16 protein-coding genes are annotated in these 21007 nt (G+C 65.4%); 12 read left to right on the top strand and 4 right to left on the bottom strand.

What is annotated here, in order from left to right; translation table 11 throughout:
* Positions 1-155 precede the first annotated feature (155 nt).
* Genes ACK41V_RS15745 through ACK41V_RS15760 form a run of 4 tightly spaced genes read left to right on the top strand, consistent with a single transcriptional unit; the run spans position 156 to position 3204 of the window.
* Complete coding sequence (locus ACK41V_RS15745) at positions 156-770, top strand: LysE family translocator (RefSeq protein WP_409783549.1); 615 nt, start codon at positions 156-158, stop codon at positions 768-770.
* On the top strand, positions 767-1672 hold the full coding sequence (locus ACK41V_RS15750) for a DMT family transporter (RefSeq protein WP_409783550.1): 906 nt from the start codon (positions 767-769) through the stop codon (positions 1670-1672). The genes ACK41V_RS15745 and ACK41V_RS15750 overlap by 4 nt, the downstream gene beginning before the upstream one ends.
* The gene (locus ACK41V_RS15755; RefSeq protein ID WP_409783564.1) at positions 1669-2091 is read left to right on the top strand and encodes a hypothetical protein; all 423 of its coding nucleotides are present in this window, start codon (positions 1669-1671) and stop codon (positions 2089-2091) included. Before ACK41V_RS15750 ends, ACK41V_RS15755 begins: the two co-directional genes overlap by 4 nt.
* A gap of 3 nt (positions 2092-2094) precedes the next feature.
* Positions 2095-3204: a DNA glycosylase AlkZ-like family protein gene (locus ACK41V_RS15760; protein WP_409783551.1), complete on the top strand. Its 1110-nt coding sequence runs from the start codon at positions 2095-2097 to the stop codon at positions 3202-3204.
* A gap of 52 nt (positions 3205-3256) precedes the next feature.
* Here the strand turns inward: ACK41V_RS15760 and ACK41V_RS15765 are convergent, their stop codons facing one another.
* Positions 3257-3637 (bottom strand): hypothetical protein, encoded by a 381-nt coding sequence (locus ACK41V_RS15765; RefSeq protein ID WP_409783552.1) that lies wholly within the window; start codon positions 3635-3637, stop codon positions 3257-3259.
* 383 nt (positions 3638-4020) lie between these two features.
* On the opposite strand from ACK41V_RS15765, the gene ACK41V_RS15770 reads away from it, so the two are divergent.
* Positions 4021-5784 carry a methyl-accepting chemotaxis protein gene (locus ACK41V_RS15770; protein ID WP_409783553.1) on the top strand — a complete coding sequence of 588 codons (1764 nt, stop codon included), beginning with the start codon at positions 4021-4023 and terminating at the stop codon, positions 5782-5784.
* A 193-nt stretch (positions 5785-5977) separates the two neighbouring features.
* Here the strand turns inward: ACK41V_RS15770 and ACK41V_RS15775 are convergent, their stop codons facing one another.
* Positions 5978-6436, bottom strand: coding sequence for a RidA family protein (locus ACK41V_RS15775; RefSeq protein WP_409783554.1), 459 nt, complete (start codon positions 6434-6436; stop codon positions 5978-5980).
* 242 nt (positions 6437-6678) lie between these two features.
* On the opposite strand from ACK41V_RS15775, the gene ACK41V_RS15780 reads away from it, so the two are divergent.
* The 3 genes from ACK41V_RS15780 (at position 6679) to ACK41V_RS15790 (ending at position 11820) form a co-directional block, all read left to right on the top strand.
* Entirely contained in the window at positions 6679-9252 is a 2574-nt protein-coding gene (locus tag ACK41V_RS15780; protein WP_409783555.1) for a DNA internalization-related competence protein ComEC/Rec2, read from the top strand.
* Between the two features lie 70 nt (positions 9253-9322).
* Positions 9323-10858, top strand: coding sequence for a circularly permuted type 2 ATP-grasp protein (locus ACK41V_RS15785; RefSeq protein ID WP_409783556.1), 1536 nt, complete (start codon positions 9323-9325; stop codon positions 10856-10858).
* Between the two features lie 2 nt (positions 10859-10860).
* A complete protein-coding gene (locus ACK41V_RS15790) occupies positions 10861-11820 on the top strand; it encodes an alpha-E domain-containing protein (protein WP_409783557.1) in 960 nt (319 codons plus the stop codon).
* 125 nt (positions 11821-11945) lie between these two features.
* On the opposite strand, the gene ACK41V_RS15795 is transcribed toward ACK41V_RS15790, so the two are convergent.
* A complete protein-coding gene (locus ACK41V_RS15795; RefSeq protein ID WP_409783558.1) occupies positions 11946-12278 on the bottom strand; it encodes a VF530 family DNA-binding protein in 333 nt (110 codons plus the stop codon).
* 49 nt (positions 12279-12327) lie between these two features.
* Positions 12328-13245 (bottom strand): LysR family transcriptional regulator, encoded by a 918-nt coding sequence (locus ACK41V_RS15800; protein WP_409783559.1) that lies wholly within the window; start codon positions 13243-13245, stop codon positions 12328-12330.
* Positions 13246-13421: 176 nt separating this feature from the next.
* Here ACK41V_RS15800 and ACK41V_RS15805 point away from each other — a divergent pair, with 176 nt between their 5' ends.
* The 4 genes from ACK41V_RS15805 (at position 13422) to ACK41V_RS15820 (ending at position 20928) form a co-directional block, all read left to right on the top strand.
* Positions 13422-14336: an alpha/beta hydrolase gene (locus tag ACK41V_RS15805; protein WP_409783560.1), complete on the top strand. Its 915-nt coding sequence runs from the start codon at positions 13422-13424 to the stop codon at positions 14334-14336.
* Positions 14337-14808: 472 nt separating this feature from the next.
* Positions 14809-16062: an efflux RND transporter periplasmic adaptor subunit gene (locus tag ACK41V_RS15810; RefSeq protein ID WP_409783561.1), complete on the top strand. Its 1254-nt coding sequence runs from the start codon at positions 14809-14811 to the stop codon at positions 16060-16062.
* A gap of 29 nt (positions 16063-16091) precedes the next feature.
* Positions 16092-19325: an efflux RND transporter permease subunit gene (locus ACK41V_RS15815; RefSeq protein WP_409783562.1), complete on the top strand. Its 3234-nt coding sequence runs from the start codon at positions 16092-16094 to the stop codon at positions 19323-19325.
* A gap of 109 nt (positions 19326-19434) precedes the next feature.
* Positions 19435-20928, top strand: a complete 1494-nt coding sequence (locus ACK41V_RS15820) for an efflux transporter outer membrane subunit (protein WP_409783563.1) — start codon at positions 19435-19437, stop codon at positions 20926-20928.
* Positions 20929-21007: the final 79 nt, after the last annotated feature.

Here is a 21007-nt window from a genome sequence, read left to right on the forward strand (position 1 = left end):
GGCAGGTCTTCAGAACGTTCTTGGGGCCAGTGTGTATTGGCAAAAGCAGCAATACAGATCACAAACTGCGCTGCTTAACTGTATTGGTTGTGTATTGGCATCGAAGATTACATTGAAGCCTCAAAACTGACAAGCAGCCCACCCCCAAGCCCCCCATGAGCGCCCCCGAACTGACTGCCCTGCTGCTTTTCTGCACCGCGATGAGTTTCTCGCCGGGGCCGAACACCACGTTGTCCACTGCGCTGGCCGCCAACCTGGGGCTCAAGCGAGCCCTGAAGTTCTGCCTGGCTGTCCCCGCTGGCTGGACGCTGCTGATGCTGGCCAGCGGGCTGGGCATGGGGGCATTGATCACTGGCGTGCCCGCCCTGCGCTGGGCGGTGACGCTGCTGGGCGTGGCCTACATGTTCTGGCTGGCATTCAAGCTGAGCCGCGCGGGGCAACTGACCGAAGTTAACAGCGACCGGCTGAACGTGACCTTCTGGCAAGGCGTGGGCCTGCAGTTCCTCAACATCAAGGCCTGGATGCTGGCGCTCACGCTCAGCGCGGGCTGGGTGGTCAACGCTGCGGGGCAGCCCTCCACCAACCCCGGCGAGCGCCTGGCCATCATCTGCCTGGTGATGATGGTGTTTGCCTTCACCAGCAATTTTGCGTACGCACTGGTCGGCTCGCTGCTGCGCCAGTGGCTGGCCCAGGGGTCACGGCTGCTGTGGTTCAACCGCCTGCTGGCTTTGGTGCTGGTGGTGACGGCACTGTGGATGTTGACACTATGAAACCCGAAGAAATCAAGGGCCTGTGGCTCGGTCTGCTGGGCGTCACCATCTTCGCGCTGACCTTGCCCATGACCCGCCTTGCCGTGGGTACGCCCGAAGCGCCGCAAATGTCGGGCGTGTTCATCGCCCTCGGGCGCGCCGTGGTGGCGGCCGCATTGTCGGCCGTGTTTCTGGTGGCCACGCGCGCGCCATGGCCCCGGCGGGCTGACTGGTGGCCCCTGGTGATCACGGCGGCTGGCGTGGTGTTTGGTTTCCCCCTGTTCACATCCATCGCCATGCGCTATGTCGAGGCGGTGCACGCCAGCGTGATCGTGGGCGTGCTGCCGCTGGCCACGGCGGCGGTCGGAGCGCTGCTGCACCGGCAGCGCCCCTCGGCGGGCTTCTGGATTTGCGCCGCCATTGGCAGCGGCCTGGTCGTGGGGTTTGCACTGCTGCGCTCGGGCAGCGCAGGCGTGGCGCTGCACCCCGCCGACGCCCTACTGCTGGCTGCCATGGGATGCGCCGCCGTGGGCTACGGCTACGGCGCCCGGCTATCGCAGCGCATGCGGGCCGAGCATGTGATCTGCTGGGCGCTGGTCATTGCCTTGCCCATCACGCTGCCAGCCACGCTCATCACCCGCCCGCAGGGTGCGCTGCAGGCATCGGCCTGGTGGGGGTTTGCCTATGTGGCGGTGTTTTCGATGTGGCTGGGCTTTTTTGCGTGGTACCGCGGCCTGGCGATGGGCGGCACGGTGCGTGTGAGCCAGGTGCAATTGGTGCAGCCGTTTCTGGGCATGCTGTTTGCCGTGCCGCTGCTGGGCGAGCGGTTGGACGCCGTAACCGTGGGTTTTGCGCTGGCCGTGATCGCCACCGTGTTCATTGGAAAGAAGATGCCTGTGCGAGCCGCCGAAAGCCACCCATGAAAATGCACCAGATTCCCTTTGCCACCACCGACTGGGCGGCCGCACCCCGCGAAGAGAAAAGCGCCGAGGCAGGCCAGGCGTTCTGGCGCACACAGCAGTTTGGCGATGTGCGCGTTCGCATGGTGGAGTACACGCCCGGCTATGTGCGAGAACGTGTTTGCGGTCTCGCAGGGGTCGCGTTGGAGCGCAATCGGGATGAGTGGATGCTTCGGATGCGCCGCATGGGCTCATGCCCATGCAAGCAGTCGAGGCATTCAATCGCCCGATTTCGCTCCAACCCTTCGGGCAGTGGTCTTGGCGGGCGGTCTGCGGCGTTGCGGCGCTTGTGGATAGCCGGGCTATCCACTGCGCCCCGCGCCTTGCATCCCATCCCGGCAAGGTACTTGTGCGACTCCAAAAAGACGTTGAACACGCTCTAAGCGATGGCGCGCTCACCCACGCTGGATGAGCTGCGCCGCTACGCGATTGCGCGCAGCCTGTTCAAACCACTGACGCTGCCGGGCGCAATCCGCAAGCTGGGTTTTGTGCAGGCCGACCCGATGCGGGCACCCGCGCGGGCACAGGATCTGATCTTGCGCATGCGGGTGCGCGACTACCGCGCCGGGGACCTGGAACGCCGCTACGAGCGGCTGGGCATCGAGGAAGATGCTTTTGTCAACTACGGTTTCGTGTCGCGCGAGATGCTGGCGCTGCTGCACCCGCGCACGCCGCGCAGGCCCTGGGATGCGGCCACCACCGAGCGTGCGCGCGAGGTGCTGGCGTTTGTGCAGCAGCGGGGCGTGGTGCACCCGCGCGAGGTGAGTGATGCGTTTGCGCACCACGGCCGCGTGGCGGGCGCCTGGGGTGGGGAGCTGAACGCGAGCACGCGCCTGCTGGACGCCATGCACCACCACGGCTGGCTGCGGGTGTGCCGCCGCGAATCAGGCACCCGGGTGTATGCACCGGTGGAGCACCCCGCGCAGGATGCCAGCCCCGCCGCACGCAGGGCGCGCGCCGAAGCACTGGTCGATTGCATCATGGCGCTGTATGCCCCGTTGCCCGCGCCCAGCCTGGGCTACCTGGTCACGCTGCTGCGCTACGGCGCGCCGCAACTGGCGGCTGAGTCGCGCGCGGTGGCCAAGGCTGCGCGATCACGCTATGGCCATGCGGTGGTGGATGGAACCACCTGGTTCTGGCCCGCAGACGAAAACCCGGTGTCGCGCCGCCACCAGCCGGACGAAGCCACGCGCTTGCTAGCGCCGTTCGATCCGGTGGTCTGGGACCGCCGCCGTTTTGAGATGCTGTGGGGCTGGGCGTACCGGTTCGAGGCCTATGTTCCGGCCCCCCAGCGCACCATGGGCCATTACGCACTGCCGGTGCTGTGGGGCGAACAAATGTTGGGCTGGGCCAACCTGCGGCTGGAGGGCGGCAGGCTGCAGCACAGTTTGGGGTTTGTGGCCGGTCGCCCGCCTCGCGATGCGGGGTTTCGGCGCGCGCTGGACGAGGAATTGGCGCGTTTTGAGGACTTCCTCGTTTCGGGTGCCGGGGCTTAATGAGCCGTCAACACCTCAACACATCAACACATCACGGCGCTGCTGCAACCCTTCAGCACCTGCCAGCGGCTTTGTTGAGTGCGTTGCACGAAGCTGAAGCGGCTGCAGGTGCCGCTCCTTTGCCGACCATCGGCGTGCAGATGGCATCTGAATTGGGCGTCTGCCCGAACGACATGGCTTTCTGGAAACCCGTGGCCGAGTACATGTAGCACTGGTAGGTGACGCCATCGCCGGTCTTGGCGGTGTAGTTGATGCGCCCGCCGGTTTCCGTGGTTTTGTTGGCAATGGTGAAGGCACCTACCTGGCGGCCAATGGCCACCGAGGTGCGTTGTTCCAGCCCCTCCTGGCTGATGGTTGCGGCGCAGCCGGACAAAGCCAGTGCAATCAGTGCGGCAGAGCCGAGGAAGGTGCGGGGGAGCTTGCGCGATGTCATCTGATCTGTGCCTTTGAAAATGAATTCAGGCCAGTGTGAGGGCTTCGCCGCCGCGCGGGAACCCGACCTCGGTAGGGTGTTGTCGAAGCACGCAATGTGGGCCAATGGGGCGCTACAGCAGTTTTTTCCCGTCGATCTGCCTCCGCGGGTACAGGGCGACGCGGGGTGGCGCATACCGCCGGGCCTGGTGCCTTCAAACGGGCTTTGAGAGCCCATGCCAGACCACGTAACAGACCGCTTGGGAGGCTGGCTGCGAAGACTGCTGAGGGGTGCCCGGATGGCAGGGATGCTGGGGATCACCCTCGTGCGTTGTGTCGGAGTTTGTGCAATCGTCAAAAAGCGCGCAACATCTGTACACAAACACAAGGCTTCAGGAGACAACCATGCCCAAGCACCTTCGGATGGCCCACAAACTCTGGCTGGCCGTAATTCTGATCGTGGTCATGCTGGTCGCGGTGGTGGGCTTTGCAGCCTACCGGTCTGCCCAGGTGCAGGCCCGGGCCGATGCAGTGACCAAAGAAATGGAACAGCGTGTGCAGGCGGCCTTGCGCTGGTCCGGCCTCACAGAAACCAATGCCGCCAGAACACAAGCGCTCATCGTGAGCAGCGACCCAGCGGTGGAGGCCGAGTTCAAGGATGTGATCACAGCCACATCGGCGCAGATCAGCGAGGTGCAGAAGTCGCTGGAGTCCATGGCCCTGTCAGATGCCGACAAGCAACAGATGGCCAAGATTGCCGCTGCGCGCAAAACCATGATCGACCTGCGCGGCGAGGCCCGCAAGCTCAAGAGCGACGGCCAGCAAGACCAGGCCGTCACGCTGATCACCCAAAAGTACAACCCCTCGGTCACTGCCTACACCACCACGCTGCGCGACTTTGTGCAGCAACAGCAGCAGGGCGCCGAGGCGGTGCAAAAGCAGATGGCCGCGCAGCGCATGCTGACGGTCAAGATCGCCGCGGTGGCGGTGGGCCTGCTGTTGCTGGCGATCATTGTGGGTGCGTACTACCTGATCGGCAGCATCCAGCGGCCGCTGGAGCAGGCCAATGGGCTGGCCGAACGCATTGCGGGCGGTGACCTGAGCATGCAGGAATCGGTAACCCGCGGCGATGAATTTGGCGACCTGCTGCGCTCGCTCTACACCATGAGCAACGCGCTGGGCCGCATGGTGCACCAGGTGCGGCAGAGCACCGACAGCATCGCCATTGCCAGCGCCGAGATCGCCACGGGCAACCACGACCTGTCGGCCCGCACCGAGCAGACCTCCAGCAACCTGCAAGAGACGGCTGCCGCGATGGAGCAGTTCACCAGCACCATTCAGCAAAGCGCGGGCAGCGCCCAGCAGGCCAGCACGCTGGCGGTGGGTGCCACCGGGGTGGCCCGCCGGGGCGGCGATGTGGTGACCCAGGTGGTGGCCACGATGGAAGACATCAACCACAGCAGCAAGAAGATCTCGGACATCATCGGTGTGATTGACGGCATTGCGTTCCAGACCAACATCCTGGCGCTGAACGCTGCGGTAGAAGCCGCACGTGCAGGTGAGCAGGGCCGCGGATTTGCGGTGGTGGCGTCGGAGGTTCGCAGCCTGGCCCAGCGCAGTGCGGAGGCCGCCAAAGAGATTAAGCAGCTCATCAGCGCGTCGGTCGAAAAGGTGGAGACGGGATCGCGGCTGGTGTCGGATGCCGGTGCCACCATGACCGACATCGTGCAGTCGGTGCAGAAGGTGACCGACATGATCAGCGAGATCACGGCCGCATCGTCCGAACAAAGCCAAGGCATCTCGCAGGTCAACCAGGCCATCGGCAACCTGGACCAGATGACACAGCAGAACGCCGCACTGGTCGAAGAGAGTGCCGCCGCTGCACAAAGCCTGCGGGAGCAGGCTGATCAATTGGCGCAGGTGGTGTCGATGTTCAAGGTCAACGCCGCCAGCTACGGGCCGGCCCAGGCTGCCATTGGCGCGGCGCGGGCCACTTCTGCCATGCACAAACCCGCAGCGGCCAAGGCGGCCTCAGCGGCTGCGGCGCCTCGCATTGCTTCGCCGCGCCCTGCCGCAGCGGGGGCGCCTGCCAAGGCCGCTGCGGGTGCTGGTGCACCCCGCAAGGCGGCGGCAGCGCAGGGTGCTGAGGAAGACTGGGAAAGCTTCTAAGCGCTACATTTTTGGTAGCTGCTTGCGCTTGATTCTTATCGGTTTCAGGCCGTTTTGTATCTGAAGTCTTTATTTATCAAGCGCTATCTGCTCACTTATTAATAGCTGTTCTGGCCTGGCTATCTTGCAGCGGTAGCTGCAAGTCCCACAGGCGGCGTCCACGTTCAGCAGGCGCCGCAGTGCGTTTTGGGGGTTAGCCCAATTCGGCGATCAGCTCAATCTCGACACACGCGCCCATGGGGATCTGTGCCACGCCAAACGCGCTGCGGGCGTGCACGCCCTTGTCGCCAAAGACCTGGCCGAACAGTTCGCTGGCACCGTTGGTGACCAAGTGCTGCTCGGTGAAGTCGCCGGTGGAGTTGACGAGGCTCATCACCTTGACGATGCGCTTGACGCGGTTCAAATCGCCGCCGCAGGCCGCTTGCAGTGTGCCCATCAGGTCGATGGCCACGGCGCGGGCTGCGGCCTTGCCTTCTTCGGTGCCGATGTCGCGGCCGAACTGCGCGGCCCAAGGCTTGCCGTCCTTGCGGGCGATGTGGCCGCTCAGGAACACCAGGTTGCCGGTCTGCACAAACGGCACATAGGCGGCGGCGGGCACCGAGACGGGGGGCAGGGTGATGTTGAGTTCTGTCAGCTTGTCGTAAACGCTCATGGTTTTCCTCGGTGTGAAGTGAAGTGAAGCAAAGGGTTGGGGGTGTGGTGGGCGCCAGGTTTTCTTGCCACCACGTTCGGCCGTGGTGGCGGCGCCCGAATCATCGCCGCCAGTGTTACACAGCCGATGCGCGCCATGGGCCCGCAACGGCGATGGCGCCGCATTAGCATCAGCCCATGCCCGCCATAAGCGCCTCTAATGCTGTTTCGCCTCCTTCCGCGCATCCGATGAAGGAGGTGGACATGGAGGGCGCAGCCGCGGCGCATGCGTCTGCCAGCACAACACGGATTCGCGCGCCACTCTGGCGGGTGCCAGCCGTGCTGCTGGGGGTGGTGGTGGGCGCTGCGGTTCAGCTGCAGCAACCCGAGCTGTGGGCGGCCGGTGTTTACGCGGCCTTGATGCTGGCAGCGGGGCTGGCTGTGGGGTGTGCACTGGCCATCGCGCGGCGCCGCAGCGTGGGGCGGTGGATCTGGCCGCGCTGGGCCACCCTGGCGTGGATCGGCAGCGTCGCGGCGCTGGCCATGTTTGCACTGTGTGGGTTGCGCGCCGCCAGCTATGCAGAGCAGGCACTGGCCCCCGCGTTGGAGGGGCAAGACATCCGCGTGACGGGCGTGGTGGCGGCCATGCCGCAGGCCAACGAGGCCGGCACGCGGTTGCGTATGCGCGTGTTGTCTGCGCGGTTGAATGGCGAACCCGTGCGCTTGCCGCCCCGGGTGGACGTGGCCTGGTACGGCGGTGCGTTTCGCGATGCGGCGGGCGTTGCTGACCTGCAACTCAAGCCCCCGGCACTGCGCGCGGGGGAACGCTGGGAGCTGACGGTCCGCCTGAAAGCGCCCCATGGCCTGCGCAACCCCCACGGGTTTGACTACGAACTGTGGATGTGGGAGCAGGGCGTGCAGGCCACGGGCTATGTGCGCGTGGGGCCCAAGGACGAAGCGCCAGTGCGCCTGGCAGCCACCTGGCAACACCCGGTGGAGCAAGCCCGCCAGTCGGTGCGTGATGCCATCCAGGACCGGCTGGTGCATGGGGCCGACGACGCCGACCCGTCCCGTGCGCGCATCGCCGGGGTGGTCGCAGCGCTGGTCACTGGCGACCAGCGCGCCATTGACCGCGCGGACTGGGATGTGTTCCGCGCGACTGGAGTTGCCCACCTCGTCGCCATCTCAGGGTTGCACATTACGTTGTTTGCGTGGCTGGCCGCACAGGGGGTGGGCGCGTTGTGGCGCCGCTCGGCGCGGTTGTGTCTGGCGGTGCCCGCGCCATCGGCGGGGCTGGTGGCCGGGGTGGTTCTGGCCGCGGGCTATGCGCTCTTTAGCGGTTGGGGCGTGCCCGCACAGCGCACGGTGATCATGCTGGCCACGGTGGCGCTGCTGCAGCTCAGCGGGCGCCGTTGGCCCTGGCCGCAGGTCTGGCTGCTGGCCTGCGCGGCCGTGGTGCTGGTGGACCCGTGGGCACTGGCACAGGCCGGGTTCTGGCTGAGCTTTGTGGCCGTGGGAATTCTGTTTGCTACTAATCCGATAGCTGTTAGCGCTTATCCATCAAGCGCTAGAGCCCGTTTTTATGCATTATTTCGAGAGCAATGGGTGGTGACACTGGCGCTCTCGCCGCTGAGCCTGCTGTTGTTCGGACAGGTTTCGGTGGTGGGATTTGCGGCCAATCTGGTCGCGATTCCGTGGGTGACGCTGGTGGTCACGCCGCTGGCGTTGGCGGGGGTGTTGTGGGCGCCGCTGTGGAGCCTGGCGGCGCTGAGCTTGCAGCCTTTGACGGCCCTGTTGTACTGGCTGGCGCAGTGGCCCTGGGCGGTGGTGTTTTTGCCCGCCGCGCCGCTGTGGGCAGGCATTGCCGCGGTGGCGGGCGGCGCGTTGCTGGCCATGCGCCTGCCGTGGCGATTGCGGTGGTTGGCACTGCCGCTGCTGTGGCCGGTGCTCTGGTGGCAGCCCGCGCGGCCCGCGGTGGGGCAGTTTGAATTGCTGGCGGCAGACATCGGCCAAGGCAATGCTGTGCTGGTGCGCACAGCGACCCACACACTGCTGTACGACGCAGGCCCCCGCTTCAGCCGCGAGAGCGACGCCGGGCACCGGGTGCTGGTGCCGCTGCTGCGGGCGCTGGGGGAGCGGGTGGACCGGCTCATGCTCAGTCACCGCGATGCCGACCACACGGGCGGTGCCGCCGCTGTGCTGCTGCAACAGCCGCAGGCAGAACTCATGGGCTCGCTGGAGGCCGACAACGCGCTGCAACGACTGCGGCCCCTCCAGCCCTGTATGGCGGGCCAGCGCTGGGTGTGGGACGGTGTGGCGTTTGAAGTGCTGCATCCGCTGCCCGCAGATGACGCCGCTGCCACAGTGGCCGCCACCACCTTGCGTCCACCGCGTCCCAATACGTTGAGCTGTGTGCTGCGCATCACGGCCGCCGGAGCGCCCGAGGCCCCCGGCGCGGTCGCGTTGCTGGCCGGGGACATCGAGGCGCCGCAGGAGCAGGCGCTGCTGGCGCGCGACGCCGCACTGCGGGCCGATGTGCTGCTGGTGCCCCACCACGGCAGCAAAACCTCGTCGTCCGCCCCCTTTCTGGAGTCGGTTCAGCCACGCACAGCTTTGGTGCAAGCAGGCTACCGCAACCGTTTTGGCCATCCGGCGCCCGAGGTGCTGCAGCGCTACCAGCAGCGGGGCATTCGGGTGGTGGAGTCATCCTGGTGTGGCGCCGCAGCCTGGTCATCGGCGCAACCCGGTGCGGTGGTGTGCGAGCGCGATGTGGGCCAGCGCTATTGGCAGCATCAGATGGGCCGCGCAGTGGATGGAGCCGATGGCGCAGTGCGATGAGGGGCTGTTGGCCGGCGGTTTGTGGGCGGTGGGCGCACAACTTGCTATCCTGTTACCAGGAGGCCCGTTCATGCAGAAATTTGATGAGATGTACGCCATGCTGCCTTTTGCTGGCAGCGATGTGCGGGAACACTACAAGCGCTACGCGCAGTGGTTGAGCAAACAGCCCCCTGACGTGATGCAGGCCCGCCGGGCCGAAGCCGAGATGATCTTCCGGCGCGTGGGCATCACCTTTGCCGTCTATGGCGCCAAGGACGAGGGCGGCGCGGGCAACGAACGGTTGATTCCGTTTGACCTGATCCCGCGCATCATCCCGGCCCACGAGTGGTCCAGCATGCAGCAGGGCCTGGTGCAGCGGGTCACGGCGCTCAACCGCTTCATCCATGACGTTTACCACGGCCAGGACATCATCCGCGCGGGCATCGTCCCTGCCGACCTCATCCTGAACAACGCCCAGTACCGCCCCGAAATGGCGGGCGTGCAGGTGCCGCAGAACATCTACGCGCACATCGCGGGCATCGACATCGTGCGTGCGCCCAACGACAAGGGCGAAGGCGAGTATTACGTGCTGGAAGACAACCTGCGCGTGCCCAGCGGGGTGAGCTACATGCTCGAAAACCGCAAGATGATGATGCGGCTGTTTCCCGAGCTGTTCAGCCAGCACAAGGTGGCGCCCGTGGCCCACTACCCCGACATGCTGCTCGAAACCCTGCGCGCCAGCGCGCCGGCCACGGCGGACGAGCCCACGGTGGTGGTGCTGACGCCCGGCATGCACAACAGCGCGTACTTCGAACACGCCTTCCTGGCCCAGCAGATGGGGGTGGAGTTGGTCGAGGGCCAGGACCTCGTGGTCAAGGACAAGTTTGTGTACATGCGCACCACACGCGGCCTGCAGCGCGTGGACGTGATCTACCGCCGGGTGGACGATGATTTTCTCGACCCGCAGGTGTTCCGCCGCAACTCCACCCTGGGCTGCCACGGCCTGATGGAGGCGTACCGCGCGGGCAACATCGGCATCTGCAACGCGGTGGGCACCGGCGTGGCCGACGACAAATCCGTCTACCCCTACGTGCCCGAAATGATCCGTTTCTACCTGGGCCAGGAACCCATCCTCAAGAACGTGCCCACCTGGATGTGCCGCAAGGACGAGGACCTGCAGCATGTGCTGGCCAACCTGAAAGACCTGGTGGTGAAAGAGGTGCACGGTGCCGGGGGGTACGGCATGCTGATTGGCCCCGCCGCCACGAAGGCCGAGATCGAAGACTTCCGCCGTGCGCTGCTGGCCAACCCCGCGGGTTACATCGCCCAGCCCACGCTCAGCCTCTCCAGTTGCCCGACCTATGTCGACAGCGGCATCGCCCCGCGCCACATCGACCTGCGCCCCTTCGTCCTGAGCGGGCGCGAAGTGCAGATGGCCGCCGGTGGCCTGACGCGCGTGGCGCTGCAAGAGGGCTCTTTGGTGGTGAACTCGTCGCAAGGCGGCGGCACCAAAGACACCTGGGTGCTGGGCGAAGCCGCCGCCAAGGCCCCGCCGAAGTCGGTGCAGACCCAGTCGCAATCCCAATCTCAATCTCAGTCGCAAAGTCAAACGCAAGGGAGCCTCTGAGTATGCTGAGCCGCACCGCCGACCATTTGTTCTGGATGTCCCGCTACACAGAGCGGGCGGAGAACACAGCACGCATGCTCAATGTGAGCTATGAAACCTCCCTGTTGCCGCAAGCCGCAGATGTGGCGCAAACCGGCTGGGAAGGCCTGCTCTCCATCAGCGAGCTGATTCCCGCCTACACCGCCAAACATGGCGAGGTGACGCCCGCGCGGGTGCTGGAGTTCATGGTGCACGACGGTGACAACCCGTCGTCCATCCTGTCGTGCCTGCGCGCGGCGCGCGAGAACGCACGTGCCGTGCGGGGCGCGCTGACCACCGAAGTCTGGGAGACCCAGAACCAGACCTGGCTGGAGCTGCACCGGCAACTCCAGGGTGGCGCTTTTGAGCGTGATCCCGGCCAGTTTTTTGAATGGGTAAAGTACCGCTCGCACCTGTCGCGCGGGGTGGTACTGGGCACCATGCTGCAGGACGAGGCTTTTCACTTTCTGCGCATGGGCACGTTTTTGGAGCGCGCCGACAACACCGCGCGTTTGCTGGATGTGAAATTCCACGCGGTGAAGAACGACTTTTTTGGCCGCGCCAGCGAGCGCAACCAGGAGAGCGACTTTTATCACTGGAGCGCACTGCTGCGCAGCGTTTCGGCGTTTGAGGTCTACCGCAAGGTCTACCGCGACGTGATCACGCCAGGGCGCGTGGCGGACCTGTTGATACTGCGCAGCGACATGCCGCGATCACTGCACGCTTGCCTGCGTGAGGTGGTTGACAACCTGGCGGTGCTGGCCAACGAGCAGTCGGGGGAAACGCGCCGCAGGGCGGGGCGCCTGCTGGCCGACCTGCAGTACGGCAGCATCGACGAGATCCTGGCGACGGGCTTGCATGCGTTTCTGACCCAGTTCCTGGACCGCGTGAACGACCTGGGAGGGGGCATCAGCCGCGACTTTTTGGTGACTGCAGGCGATTGAGCGGTTGATGGCTGGATTCTGACGGACCCTTAAGTGGTCCTGATTTGATAGCTATCAGCGCTTGGTGGATAAGCGCTAGAGCCTGATTTGACTGTTATTTTGGATGCAGCCCAGTCACAGGGCGTTCATTCCTGCGCATTGCGCTTTTGGTCGCGCAGCATGAAGAGGTAGAGGCTTTCGACCTTCTCACGCGCCCAGGGGGTTTTGCGCAGGAACTTGAGGCTGGACCCCACGCTGGGGTCGATCTGAAAACAACGGATGGGAATTTGCCTGCCCAGCTCATCCCACCCAAAGTAGTCCGCAAGCGCCACCACCACGGCCTCCAGCGTCACGCCATGCAGCGGGTTTCGGGCTTGCTTGGTGGGAGCGGTGGTTGCGGTGGGTTGGCTGTTCGGTGCCCCGGCGGCAGATTCGCCAGGGACGGAATCGGGGGCGGGGGTGTGCTCGGTAGCGTTCATGGGCGCAAGCATAAAGCCGCCAGCGTTCCGTTCCTACGGCCCGTGCGGTTCATACCGTTCTCTGCAGATGTTCCTCGCGCTGGAAGAGTTCTGCGGCCCAGTCCACAAACGCGCGCACTTTAGCGCTCAGGTGCCGGTTGGGCGGATACACCACGTACACCGGCAGCAGCGGTTGGGTCCATTCGGTCAGCAACTGCACCAGCGTGCCGCTTGCGAGATGTCGCTTGGCCTGCCAGCTGGTGATCTGGCCGATGCCCAGGCCTGCCACGATGGCGGTCACGTAGGCGTTGCTCTCGTTCACGCTGACCTGGTAGGGGCCGCTGACGTCGAGGGTTTCTTCGCCCTTGCGAAACTCCAGCGGGTAGTGCCGCCCGCTTTGCGGCGAAAAATAGATCACGCTGGCGTGTTTTTCTTCCACCTCGATCGGGTGTACAGGCGTGCCCTTGCGCGCCAGATACTCGGGCGCTGCAACGGTGATGAATTCGAGGTTGCCAATGCGCCGCGCTACCAGCGATTGATCGCTCAGTTCGCCGCCCCGAATCACGCAGTCCACGTTGTCGCCAATCAAGTCCACCATGCGGTCGCTCACCCCCAGGTCCACCTGGATGTCGGGGTAACGCGCATGAAACTCTGCCAAGTGCGGAATGATGAGCAACTGCGCCACCGATGTGCCCACATCGATGCGCAAGCGCCCGCGCGGGTTGGCGCGTGCGTTGGTCATGCTGGCCTCGATGTCGTCCAGGTCGGTCAACAGACGCACCGTTCGGTCGTAGTACGCGGCACCGTCGGGCGTGACAGTGACGCGCCGTGTGGTGCGGTTGAGCAGCTTCACGCGCAGTCGCTCCTCCAGCGCCTGCACATGCTTGGTCACCGTGGCTTTGGGCAGCGAGAGCGAATCTGCTGCCCGGGTAAACGTGCCGGCCTCCACCACCCGCACGAATATGCGCATGGCCTGTATCTGGTCCATGGCTTCTCCTTGAATCTGGAACGTCAGCACCCACCAGTGGGTGCTGCGGAATTCTCACACGGCGATTGCTCTGCGATTGTTGAGCTTTTGGAAACAGTGCGGTGGTGTTTAGCCTGTTTATCCCAAAGCCACAAGCCACTACATTTCATCCATCGTCAATTCAATGGGTACATGCCATGCAGCCCGACCAGCCCTCTTCGTCTTCTTCGTCACCTTCGCCTGCACCACAGCCCGTTGCCACCCCCGCCAAAGCGGCCCGTGCAGCCCTGGCTGCAGGTGCACCCGCGTCAGTGTGCACCGATTCCACCATTGAGGTGGGCCAGGGGCAAGACGTAGCGGTGCGCATGTATGGCCGCAAGAAGACGGGGCAGATGTCGCCGGTGGTGGTTCACTTTCATGGCGGCGCTTTCACCACGGGTGACCTCGACAACGGTTGCACTGTTGCCTCGTTGCTGGAGAGCGTGGGCGCTGTGGTGGTCTCGGTGGCTTACCCGCTGACCCCTTTTCCGCAGCCTGTAGATACGGGTTACGACGTGCTCAAGTGGGTGCATCGCAACCGCACCAAGCTGGGCGGGCAGGGCGCACTGGTCTATTTGGCGGGCGAAGAAGCGGGTGGCAACCTGGCCGCCGCGGTGGGCCTGATGGCGCGTGACCAGTCGCACCCGCCGCTGGCCGGGCAGATCTTGCTGTCGCCCATGCTGGACCCATGTGTCGGCACGGCATCGCTGCGCGAAGCCACAGGCAACGCCACGGGTTGCAAATGGGCCGAGGGCTGGCGCAATTTTCTGCGCTGCCCCCGGGATGCTGAACATCCCTATGCCGTGCCCGGCGCTGCTCGTCGCCTGGCGGGGTTGCCGCCCACCTTGATTTTGGTGGGCGACACCGATCCCATGCACGACGAAGCCCTGGCCTATGCGGCCCGGCTGGAGGCCGCTGGCCTGCAGGTGACGCGGCATGTGTTCTCCAAAACGGCGCAGTGGCCCGATGCCTTGCTGCAGACCGGCGCGCAACATGAGTGCCCCTGCGCGGCTGGCGCGCAAGAGCAGTTTCGAACCTTTTTTGAAGCCACCCGAAGTCCGGTGCCTTCCTGAGAAAAGCCGGGAGCCGTAGAAAGTGGTTGACCTCAACGTTGGTTGAGGTTTGATACTGCGGCCTTGTCGCCTGCCACCTGGTTTTCAACGCTGATTTTTCTGGCCCCACCGTGCCGGAGGGAGATGCTTTGTCCACGCATTTCTGCAAGCCGTGCCCGCGAGGTCGCAGACGGCAGGCAGAGCCATTGATATCAACGCTAGATACGGAGGAAATCACACCATGAACAACCCTTTGGGCGGCCCGCCCGCTTGTCGCTGTCACAACCCGCAGTGTTGCAACGTCTCCTAACGTTCGCGCACTTTTTGCGCGGCAGGGCGAGGCCAAGTCTTGACTTTGTCACCGTGTCACTGCCGAGACTGCCCATCCCTCCCCGGCGCTGACACCGGTCGGCATAACGCTCACACACCGGGGCGTGGCCGACACCCTTCACCGGTTTGCCTCACAAGGGCGGCCTTAACGATTGAAATGACCATGAACTCCCATCTATTCTCCAAAAATCGCCCCCTGGGCCTGGCCACTATCGCCACCGCTGTAACCGCCGCTGTGGCGGCCGCCATTCTTGTGTTCCAGGCGCCCGTTGCGCAGGCCGACGGTGGCCCTGCAGCACCACCCGCCATGCCTGTGTCAGTGGCTGCCGTGGTGCAAAAAGACATTGCGCTGTGGGATGAGTTCTCGGGCCGTCTCGAAGCCGTGCAGCGGGTGGATGTGCGGCCCCGCGCATCGGGCGCCGTGCAGGCCGTGCACTTCCGCGAAGGCTCGCTGGTGAAGCAAGGCGACCTTCTGGTGACGGTGGACCCTGCCCCTTACGCCGCCGAGGTGGACCGCGCCGAAGCCCAGGTGGTGGCCGCGCAGGCCCGCGTGTCGTACACCCGCAGCGAAATGGAGCGCGCCACACGCCTGCTCGAAGAAAAAGCCATTGCCCAGCGCGAGCACGACGAGCGCCTGAACGCCCAGCGCGAGGCCGATGCCAACCTGCGCGCCGCCCAGGCCGCACTGCAGACCGCCAAGCTGAACCTCGGCTACACCCAGGTGCGCGCCCCCGTGTCTGGCCGCGTGGGCCGCATTGAAGTGACCGTGGGCAATCTGGTGGCTGCGGGCCCCGGCGCACCCGTGTTGACCACGCTGGTGTCCGTGAGCCCCATCTACGCGAGCTTCGACACCGACGAACAGATTGTGGTGAAGGCGCTGGCTGATCTGCAAAGCGGCCAGCGTGGCAATAGCGCGCGTCAGCTCATCGAGCGCATTCCTGTGCAGATGGGCACTGGCACCACGGGCAGCACGCCCCACACCGGCCGCCTGCAGCTTATTGACAACCAAGTAGATGCGAAAAGCGGCACGGTGCGCGTGCGTGCAGTGTTCGACAACGAAGACGGCGCACTCATCCCCGGCCAGTTCGCCCGCATCCGCATGGGCCAGGCCCGCAACACCCAGGCGCTGCTCATCAACGAGCGTGCAGTGGGCACCGACCAGAACAAGAAGTTCGTGATGGTGGTGGGCGAGGGCAACAAGGCCGAATACCGCGAAATCACCCTGGGCGCGCCGATTGACGGCCTGCGCGTGGTGACCTCGGGCCTGAAGGCGGGCGAGAACATCGTCGTCAACGGCCTGCAGCGCGTGCGCCCCGGTGCCGTGGTGGCGCCACAGCCCGTGCCCATGGCCGCCAAAGCCGAGCTGGCCAACGACCCCAAGCAAGCCAAGAACGCAGCCAAGTCGCCAGCGGCCTGAGCCAGAGCGACCGAAGGAATTTTGCATCCATGAACCTATCCCGCTTTTTCATCGACCGCCCCATCTTCGCCGGGGTGCTGTCGGTGCTCATCTTCCTCGGGGGGCTCATCGCATTGCGCGGTCTGCCCATCTCCGAATACCCTGAAGTCGCGCCGCCCTCTGTGGTGGTGCGCGCACAGTACCCGGGCGCCAACCCCAAGGTGATCGCCGAGACCGTGGCCACGCCGCTGGAGGAATCCATCAACGGCGTGGAAGGCATGCTCTACATGGGCAGCCAGGCCACCACCGACGGCGTGATGACGCTGACCGTGACCTTTGCCCTGGGCACCGACCCCGACAAGGCCCAGCAGCTGGTGCAAAACCGCGTCTCGCAGGCCGAGCCGCGCCTGCCCGAGGAAGTGCGCCGCCTGGGCGTGACGACCGTCAAGAGCGCGCCGGACCTGACCATGGTGGTCCACCTGGTCTCGCCCAACAACCGGTACGACATCGACTACCTTCGCAACTACGCGGTGCTCAATGTGAAGGACCGGCTGGCCCGCATCGGCGGCGTCGGCCAGGTGCAGATTTTCGGCGGCGGCGACTACTCCATGCGTGTGTGGCTCGACCCGCAAAAGGTCGCGCAGCGCGGCCTCTCGGCCAGTGATGTGGTGACCGCCATCCGCGGCCAGAACGTGCAGGCTGCCGCCGGTGTGGTGGGCGCATCGCCCGGCCTGCCCGGCGTGGACTTGCAACTGTCCATCAACGCCCAGGGTCGTCTGCAGACCGAAGAAGAGTTCGGCGACATCATCGTCAAGACCGGTGCCGACGGCGCGGTGACGCGCTTGCGCGACATCGCCCGCCTGGAGCTGGGTGCGGCCGACTACTCGCTGCGTTCGCTGCTCAACAACGACCCCGCCGTGGGCATGGGCGTGTTCCAGGCGCCGGGCTCCAACGCGCTGGACATCTCGTCCAACGTGCGCAAGACCATGGACGAGATCCAGAAGAACATGCCCGAAGGCGTGGAGTACCGCATTGCGTACGACCCCACGCAGTTCGTGCGTGCGTCCATCAAATCCGTGATCCACACGCTGCTTGAAGCGATCGCCCTCGTGGTGCTGGTGGTGATCCTGTTCCTGCAGACCTGGCGCGCCTCCATCATCCCGCTGCTGGCCGTGCCGGTGTCGGTGGTGGGCACGTTTGCCGTGCTGCACCTGCTGGGCTTTTCGATCAACGCTCTGAGCCTGTTCGGCCTGGTGCTGGCCATCGGTATCGTGGTGGACGACGCCATCGTGGTGGTGGAGAACGTCGAGCGCAACATTGAAGCGGGCCTGACCCCGCGCGAAGCCACCTACCGCGCCATGCGTGAAGTGTCTGGCCCCATCATCGCGATTGCGCTGGTGCTGGTGGCCGTGTTCGTGCCGCTGGCGTTCATCAGCGGCCTCACAGGCCAGTTCTACAAGCAGTTCGCGGTCACGATTGCGATCTCCACGGTGATCTCGGCGATCAATTCGCTGACCCTGTCGCCTGCGCTGTCGGCACTGCTGCTCAAGGGCCACAACGAGCCCAAGGATGCGCTCACGCGCGGCATGGACAAGGTGTTTGGTGGACTGTTCCGCGGCTTCAATCGCCTGTTCCACCGCGGCTCCGAGGCCTACAGCGGTGGCGTCAAGCGCGTCATCGGCCGCAAGGCACTGATGTTCGTGATCTACCTCGCGCTGGTGGGTGCCACGGTAGGCCTGTTCAAGATCGTGCCCGGCGGCTTCGTGCCAGCACAAGACAAGCAGTACCTGATCGGCTTTGCCCAGCTGCCCGACGGCGCCACGCTGGATCGCACCGAGAACGTGATCCGCCGCATGGGCGAGATCATGAAGGAGAACCCCAACGTCGAAGACGCGATTGCCTTCCCCGGCCTGTCGATCAACGGCTTCACCAACAGCTCCAACTCCGGCATCGTGTTCGCCACCCTCAAGCCCTTTGCCGAGCGCACCCGCGCCGACCAGAGCGGCGGCGCCGTGGCAGGCCAGCTGAACCAGTCGTTCGGCAGCATTCAGGACGCGTTCATTGCCATGTTCCCGCCGCCACCGGTAGCGGGCCTGGGCACCACTGGCGGCTTCAAGCTGCAGATCGAAGACCGCGCATCGCTGGGCATGGAGGCCATGGACGGCGCCGTGAAGGCCTTCATGGCCAAGGCCTACCAGACGCCCGAGCTAGCAGGCATCTTCAGCAGCTGGCAGGTCAACGTGCCGCAGCTGTACGCCAACATCGACCGCACCAAGGCGCGCCAGCTCGGCGTGCCGGTGACGGACATCTTCGACACGCTGCAGATCTACTTGGGCAGCCTGTACGCCAACGACTTCAACCAGTTCGGCCGCACCTACAGCGTGCGTGTGCAGGCCGATGCGGCCTACCGCGCGCGGGCGGAAGACGTGGGCCTGCTCAAGGTGCGCTCCGCCACCGGCGAGATGGTGCCCCTGTCGGCGCTGATGAAGATGGAGCCAAGCTTTGGCCCCGAACGTGCCATGCGCTACAACGGCTACCTGGCCGCGGACATCAATGGCGGCCCCGCGCCCGGCTACTCGTCGGGCCAGGCCCAGGCCGCCATCGAGCGCATTGCCGCCGAGACGCTGCCCCAGGGCATCACCTTCGAGTGGACCGAGCTGACGTATCAGGAAATCCTGGCCGGCAACTCCGCCGTGCTGGTGTTCCCGCTGGCCATCCTGCTGGTGTTCCTGGTGCTGGCCGCGCAGTACGAAAGCCTGACGCTGCCGATTGCCATCATCCTGATCGTGCCCATGGGCATCCTGGCGGCCATGACCGGGGTGTGGCTGAGCAACGGTGACAACAACGTGTTCACGCAGATCGGGCTCATTGTGCTGGTGGGGCTATCGGCCAAAAACGCGATCCTGATTGTGGAGTTTGCGCGCGAGCTGGAGTTTGCCGGGCGCACGCCCGTGCAGGCTGCCATCGAGGCCAGCCGCCTGCGGCTGCGTCCCATCCTGATGACCTCGCTGGCCTTCGTGATGGGTGTGTTGCCCCTGGTGCTGTCCACTGGTGCCGGCGCCGAAATGCGCAGCGCCATGGGTGTGGCGGTGTTCTCCGGAATGATCGGGGTGACGGCTTTTGGCCTGTTCCTCACGCCCGTGTTCTACGTGCTGCTGCGCAAGCTGGCAGGCAACCGCCCGCTGGTGGAGCACGGCACACATGTGGCGCCCATCTCGCACGCGCCGGGTAGCGGTGGCACCGCCCACCCTGTGCTGGCCGCGCCGCGCAAGGAGCACGAATGATGCCCCTCACCACGGTGACAACAACGACCTTTGTGGCCCTAGACGCTCGCTCCACGATGTCCACGCCGCTGAATGCGGCGGGTGCATCGGACCGGGCAGGAGACCAACCATGACCGATTTGCTATTGAAGAAAAACTCCACCGACGGTGCCCTCGCGACGCGCAAGCGCAGCCTGCTGGCGCCCCTGGCCGCCGCCCTGGTGCTGGCTGGTTGCATGACTCAGCCCGTGGCCCCCGCGCCGCATGCGGGTGTGCCCGTGCCCACCAACTTCACCGCAGGCGGCGACGCACTGCCCATGGCGCCCTGGACAGTCGCTGCCCCCGCCGAAGCGCAGCCGCGCGGCGAGTGGTGGCTCGGTTTTCAAGACCCGGTGCTGGCCGATTTGATCCAGCGCTCGGGCAACGCCAACACCAGCATTCAGCAGGCCGCAGCGCGATTGGCCGAAGCGCGCACGCTGCTGCGCTCGGCAGACGCCGCGCGCTCCGTCCAGGTCGGTGCCTCGGCAGGTGTTTCTCGCCAGGGGGGGGCCAACACCACCGGCAGCGCGGCACCCGCCACGCTGGGCACGGCGGGGCTCAATGCCTCGTACGAACTGGACCTGTTTGGCCGCCTCTCGCAAACCAGTGACGCTGCACGTTTGGACGCCGACACGCGCGAGGCCCTGCTGCAAAGCACGCGCTTGATGGTGCAGGCCGACGTGGCGCAAACCTATCTGCAGCTGCGCGCCGTGCAGGCCGAGCAGGTGCTGGTGCAAGAGAGCTTGTCTGCCTACGAAGGCACGCTGCGCCTCACGCAGCGCCGCCTGCAGGCGGGCGACGTGGCCGAGCTGGATGTGGCCCGCGTGCAGACGGAAGTGGCAGCCACTGAATCAGAAGCCCTGGCCTTGCAGCGCCAGCAGGCCCTGCTCACCAATGCCCTGGCCGTGCTGGCGGGCGAGGTGGCCAGTGGCTTTGTGTTGCCCCCTGCCACCGGCGACGCAGCGCTGCCCGTGATCCCGCCCGGCGTGCCCGGCACCGTGCTGGCCCGCCGCCCGGATGTCTCGGCCGCCCAGACGGCCGTGCTGGCTGCGCAGGCCCGCGTGGGCGTAGCGCAGAAGGCGTGGTTCCCGGCTGTCACGCTGACAGGCAACGCGGGGCATGCATCGCCGGAGCTGGGTGATTTGTTCAAGTGGTCGGCCCGTGCCTGGGGTGTGAGCGCGCTGCTGTCGCTGCCGATCTTTGACGGCGGCCAGCGCGATGCGCAGATCGAGGGGGCCAAGGCCCGCTTGGAGGCTGCGCTGGCGGACCACCGGGGCCAGGTGCTCAATGCGTTTCGTGACGTGGAGGATCAGTTGACCTCGCTGCGTCTGCTGTCCGGCCAGGCTGAGGCGCAGGGGCGTGCGGTGACGGCGGCGCGCCGGGCGACGCAGTTGTCGGATGCAAGGTATCGCAATGGGTTGGTGAGCCAGCTGGAGCTGCTGGACGCGCGTCGCAGCGAGCTGCGCAATCGGCGGCAGGAGCTGCAGGTGCGGACGGCGCAGTATGTGGCGACGGTGGGGTTGATTCGGGCGCTGGGTGGAGGGTGGGGGGATCAGCCTGTGGCGGTGGCGGAGGTGTCGCGGTAGTTGTTTTGGATAATTTTTGAGTGTTTTTGGCTGCTAGCGCTTATGTATCAAGCGCTAGCAGCTATTGTTTTTATAGTCT

Source organism: Acidovorax sp., from assembly GCF_046291265.1.
Classification (GTDB): domain Bacteria; phylum Pseudomonadota; class Gammaproteobacteria; order Burkholderiales; family Burkholderiaceae_C; genus Acidovorax.

Excerpts from the sequence above, each read along its gene's own strand:
- ACK41V_RS15820 (WP_409783563.1), top strand. The coding sequence starts at position 19,435 with ATGACCGATTTGCTATTGAAGAAAAACTCCACCGACGGTGCCCTCGCG.
- ACK41V_RS15810 (WP_409783561.1), top strand. The coding sequence starts at position 14,809 with ATGAACTCCCATCTATTCTCCAAAAATCGCCCCCTGGGCCTGGCCACT.
- ACK41V_RS15750 (WP_409783550.1), top strand. The coding sequence starts at position 767 with ATGAAACCCGAAGAAATCAAGGGCCTGTGGCTCGGTCTGCTGGGCGTC.
- ACK41V_RS15800 (WP_409783559.1), bottom strand. The coding sequence starts at position 13,245 with ATGGACCAGATACAGGCCATGCGCATATTCGTGCGGGTGGTGGAGGCC.
- ACK41V_RS15775 (WP_409783554.1), bottom strand. The coding sequence starts at position 6,436 with ATGAGCGTTTACGACAAGCTGACAGAACTCAACATCACCCTGCCCCCC.
- ACK41V_RS15770 (WP_409783553.1), top strand. The coding sequence starts at position 4,021 with ATGCCCAAGCACCTTCGGATGGCCCACAAACTCTGGCTGGCCGTAATT.
- ACK41V_RS15745 (WP_409783549.1), top strand. The coding sequence starts at position 156 with ATGAGCGCCCCCGAACTGACTGCCCTGCTGCTTTTCTGCACCGCGATG.
- ACK41V_RS15755 (WP_409783564.1), top strand. The coding sequence starts at position 1,669 with ATGAAAATGCACCAGATTCCCTTTGCCACCACCGACTGGGCGGCCGCA.
- ACK41V_RS15790 (WP_409783557.1), top strand. The coding sequence starts at position 10,861 with ATGCTGAGCCGCACCGCCGACCATTTGTTCTGGATGTCCCGCTACACA.
- ACK41V_RS15795 (WP_409783558.1), bottom strand. The coding sequence starts at position 12,278 with ATGAACGCTACCGAGCACACCCCCGCCCCCGATTCCGTCCCTGGCGAA.
- ACK41V_RS15760 (WP_409783551.1), top strand. The coding sequence starts at position 2,095 with ATGGCGCGCTCACCCACGCTGGATGAGCTGCGCCGCTACGCGATTGCG.
- ACK41V_RS15805 (WP_409783560.1), top strand. The coding sequence starts at position 13,422 with ATGCAGCCCGACCAGCCCTCTTCGTCTTCTTCGTCACCTTCGCCTGCA.
- ACK41V_RS15815 (WP_409783562.1), top strand. The coding sequence starts at position 16,092 with ATGAACCTATCCCGCTTTTTCATCGACCGCCCCATCTTCGCCGGGGTG.
- ACK41V_RS15765 (WP_409783552.1), bottom strand. The coding sequence starts at position 3,637 with ATGACATCGCGCAAGCTCCCCCGCACCTTCCTCGGCTCTGCCGCACTG.
- ACK41V_RS15780 (WP_409783555.1), top strand. The coding sequence starts at position 6,679 with ATGGAGGGCGCAGCCGCGGCGCATGCGTCTGCCAGCACAACACGGATT.
- ACK41V_RS15785 (WP_409783556.1), top strand. The coding sequence starts at position 9,323 with ATGCAGAAATTTGATGAGATGTACGCCATGCTGCCTTTTGCTGGCAGC.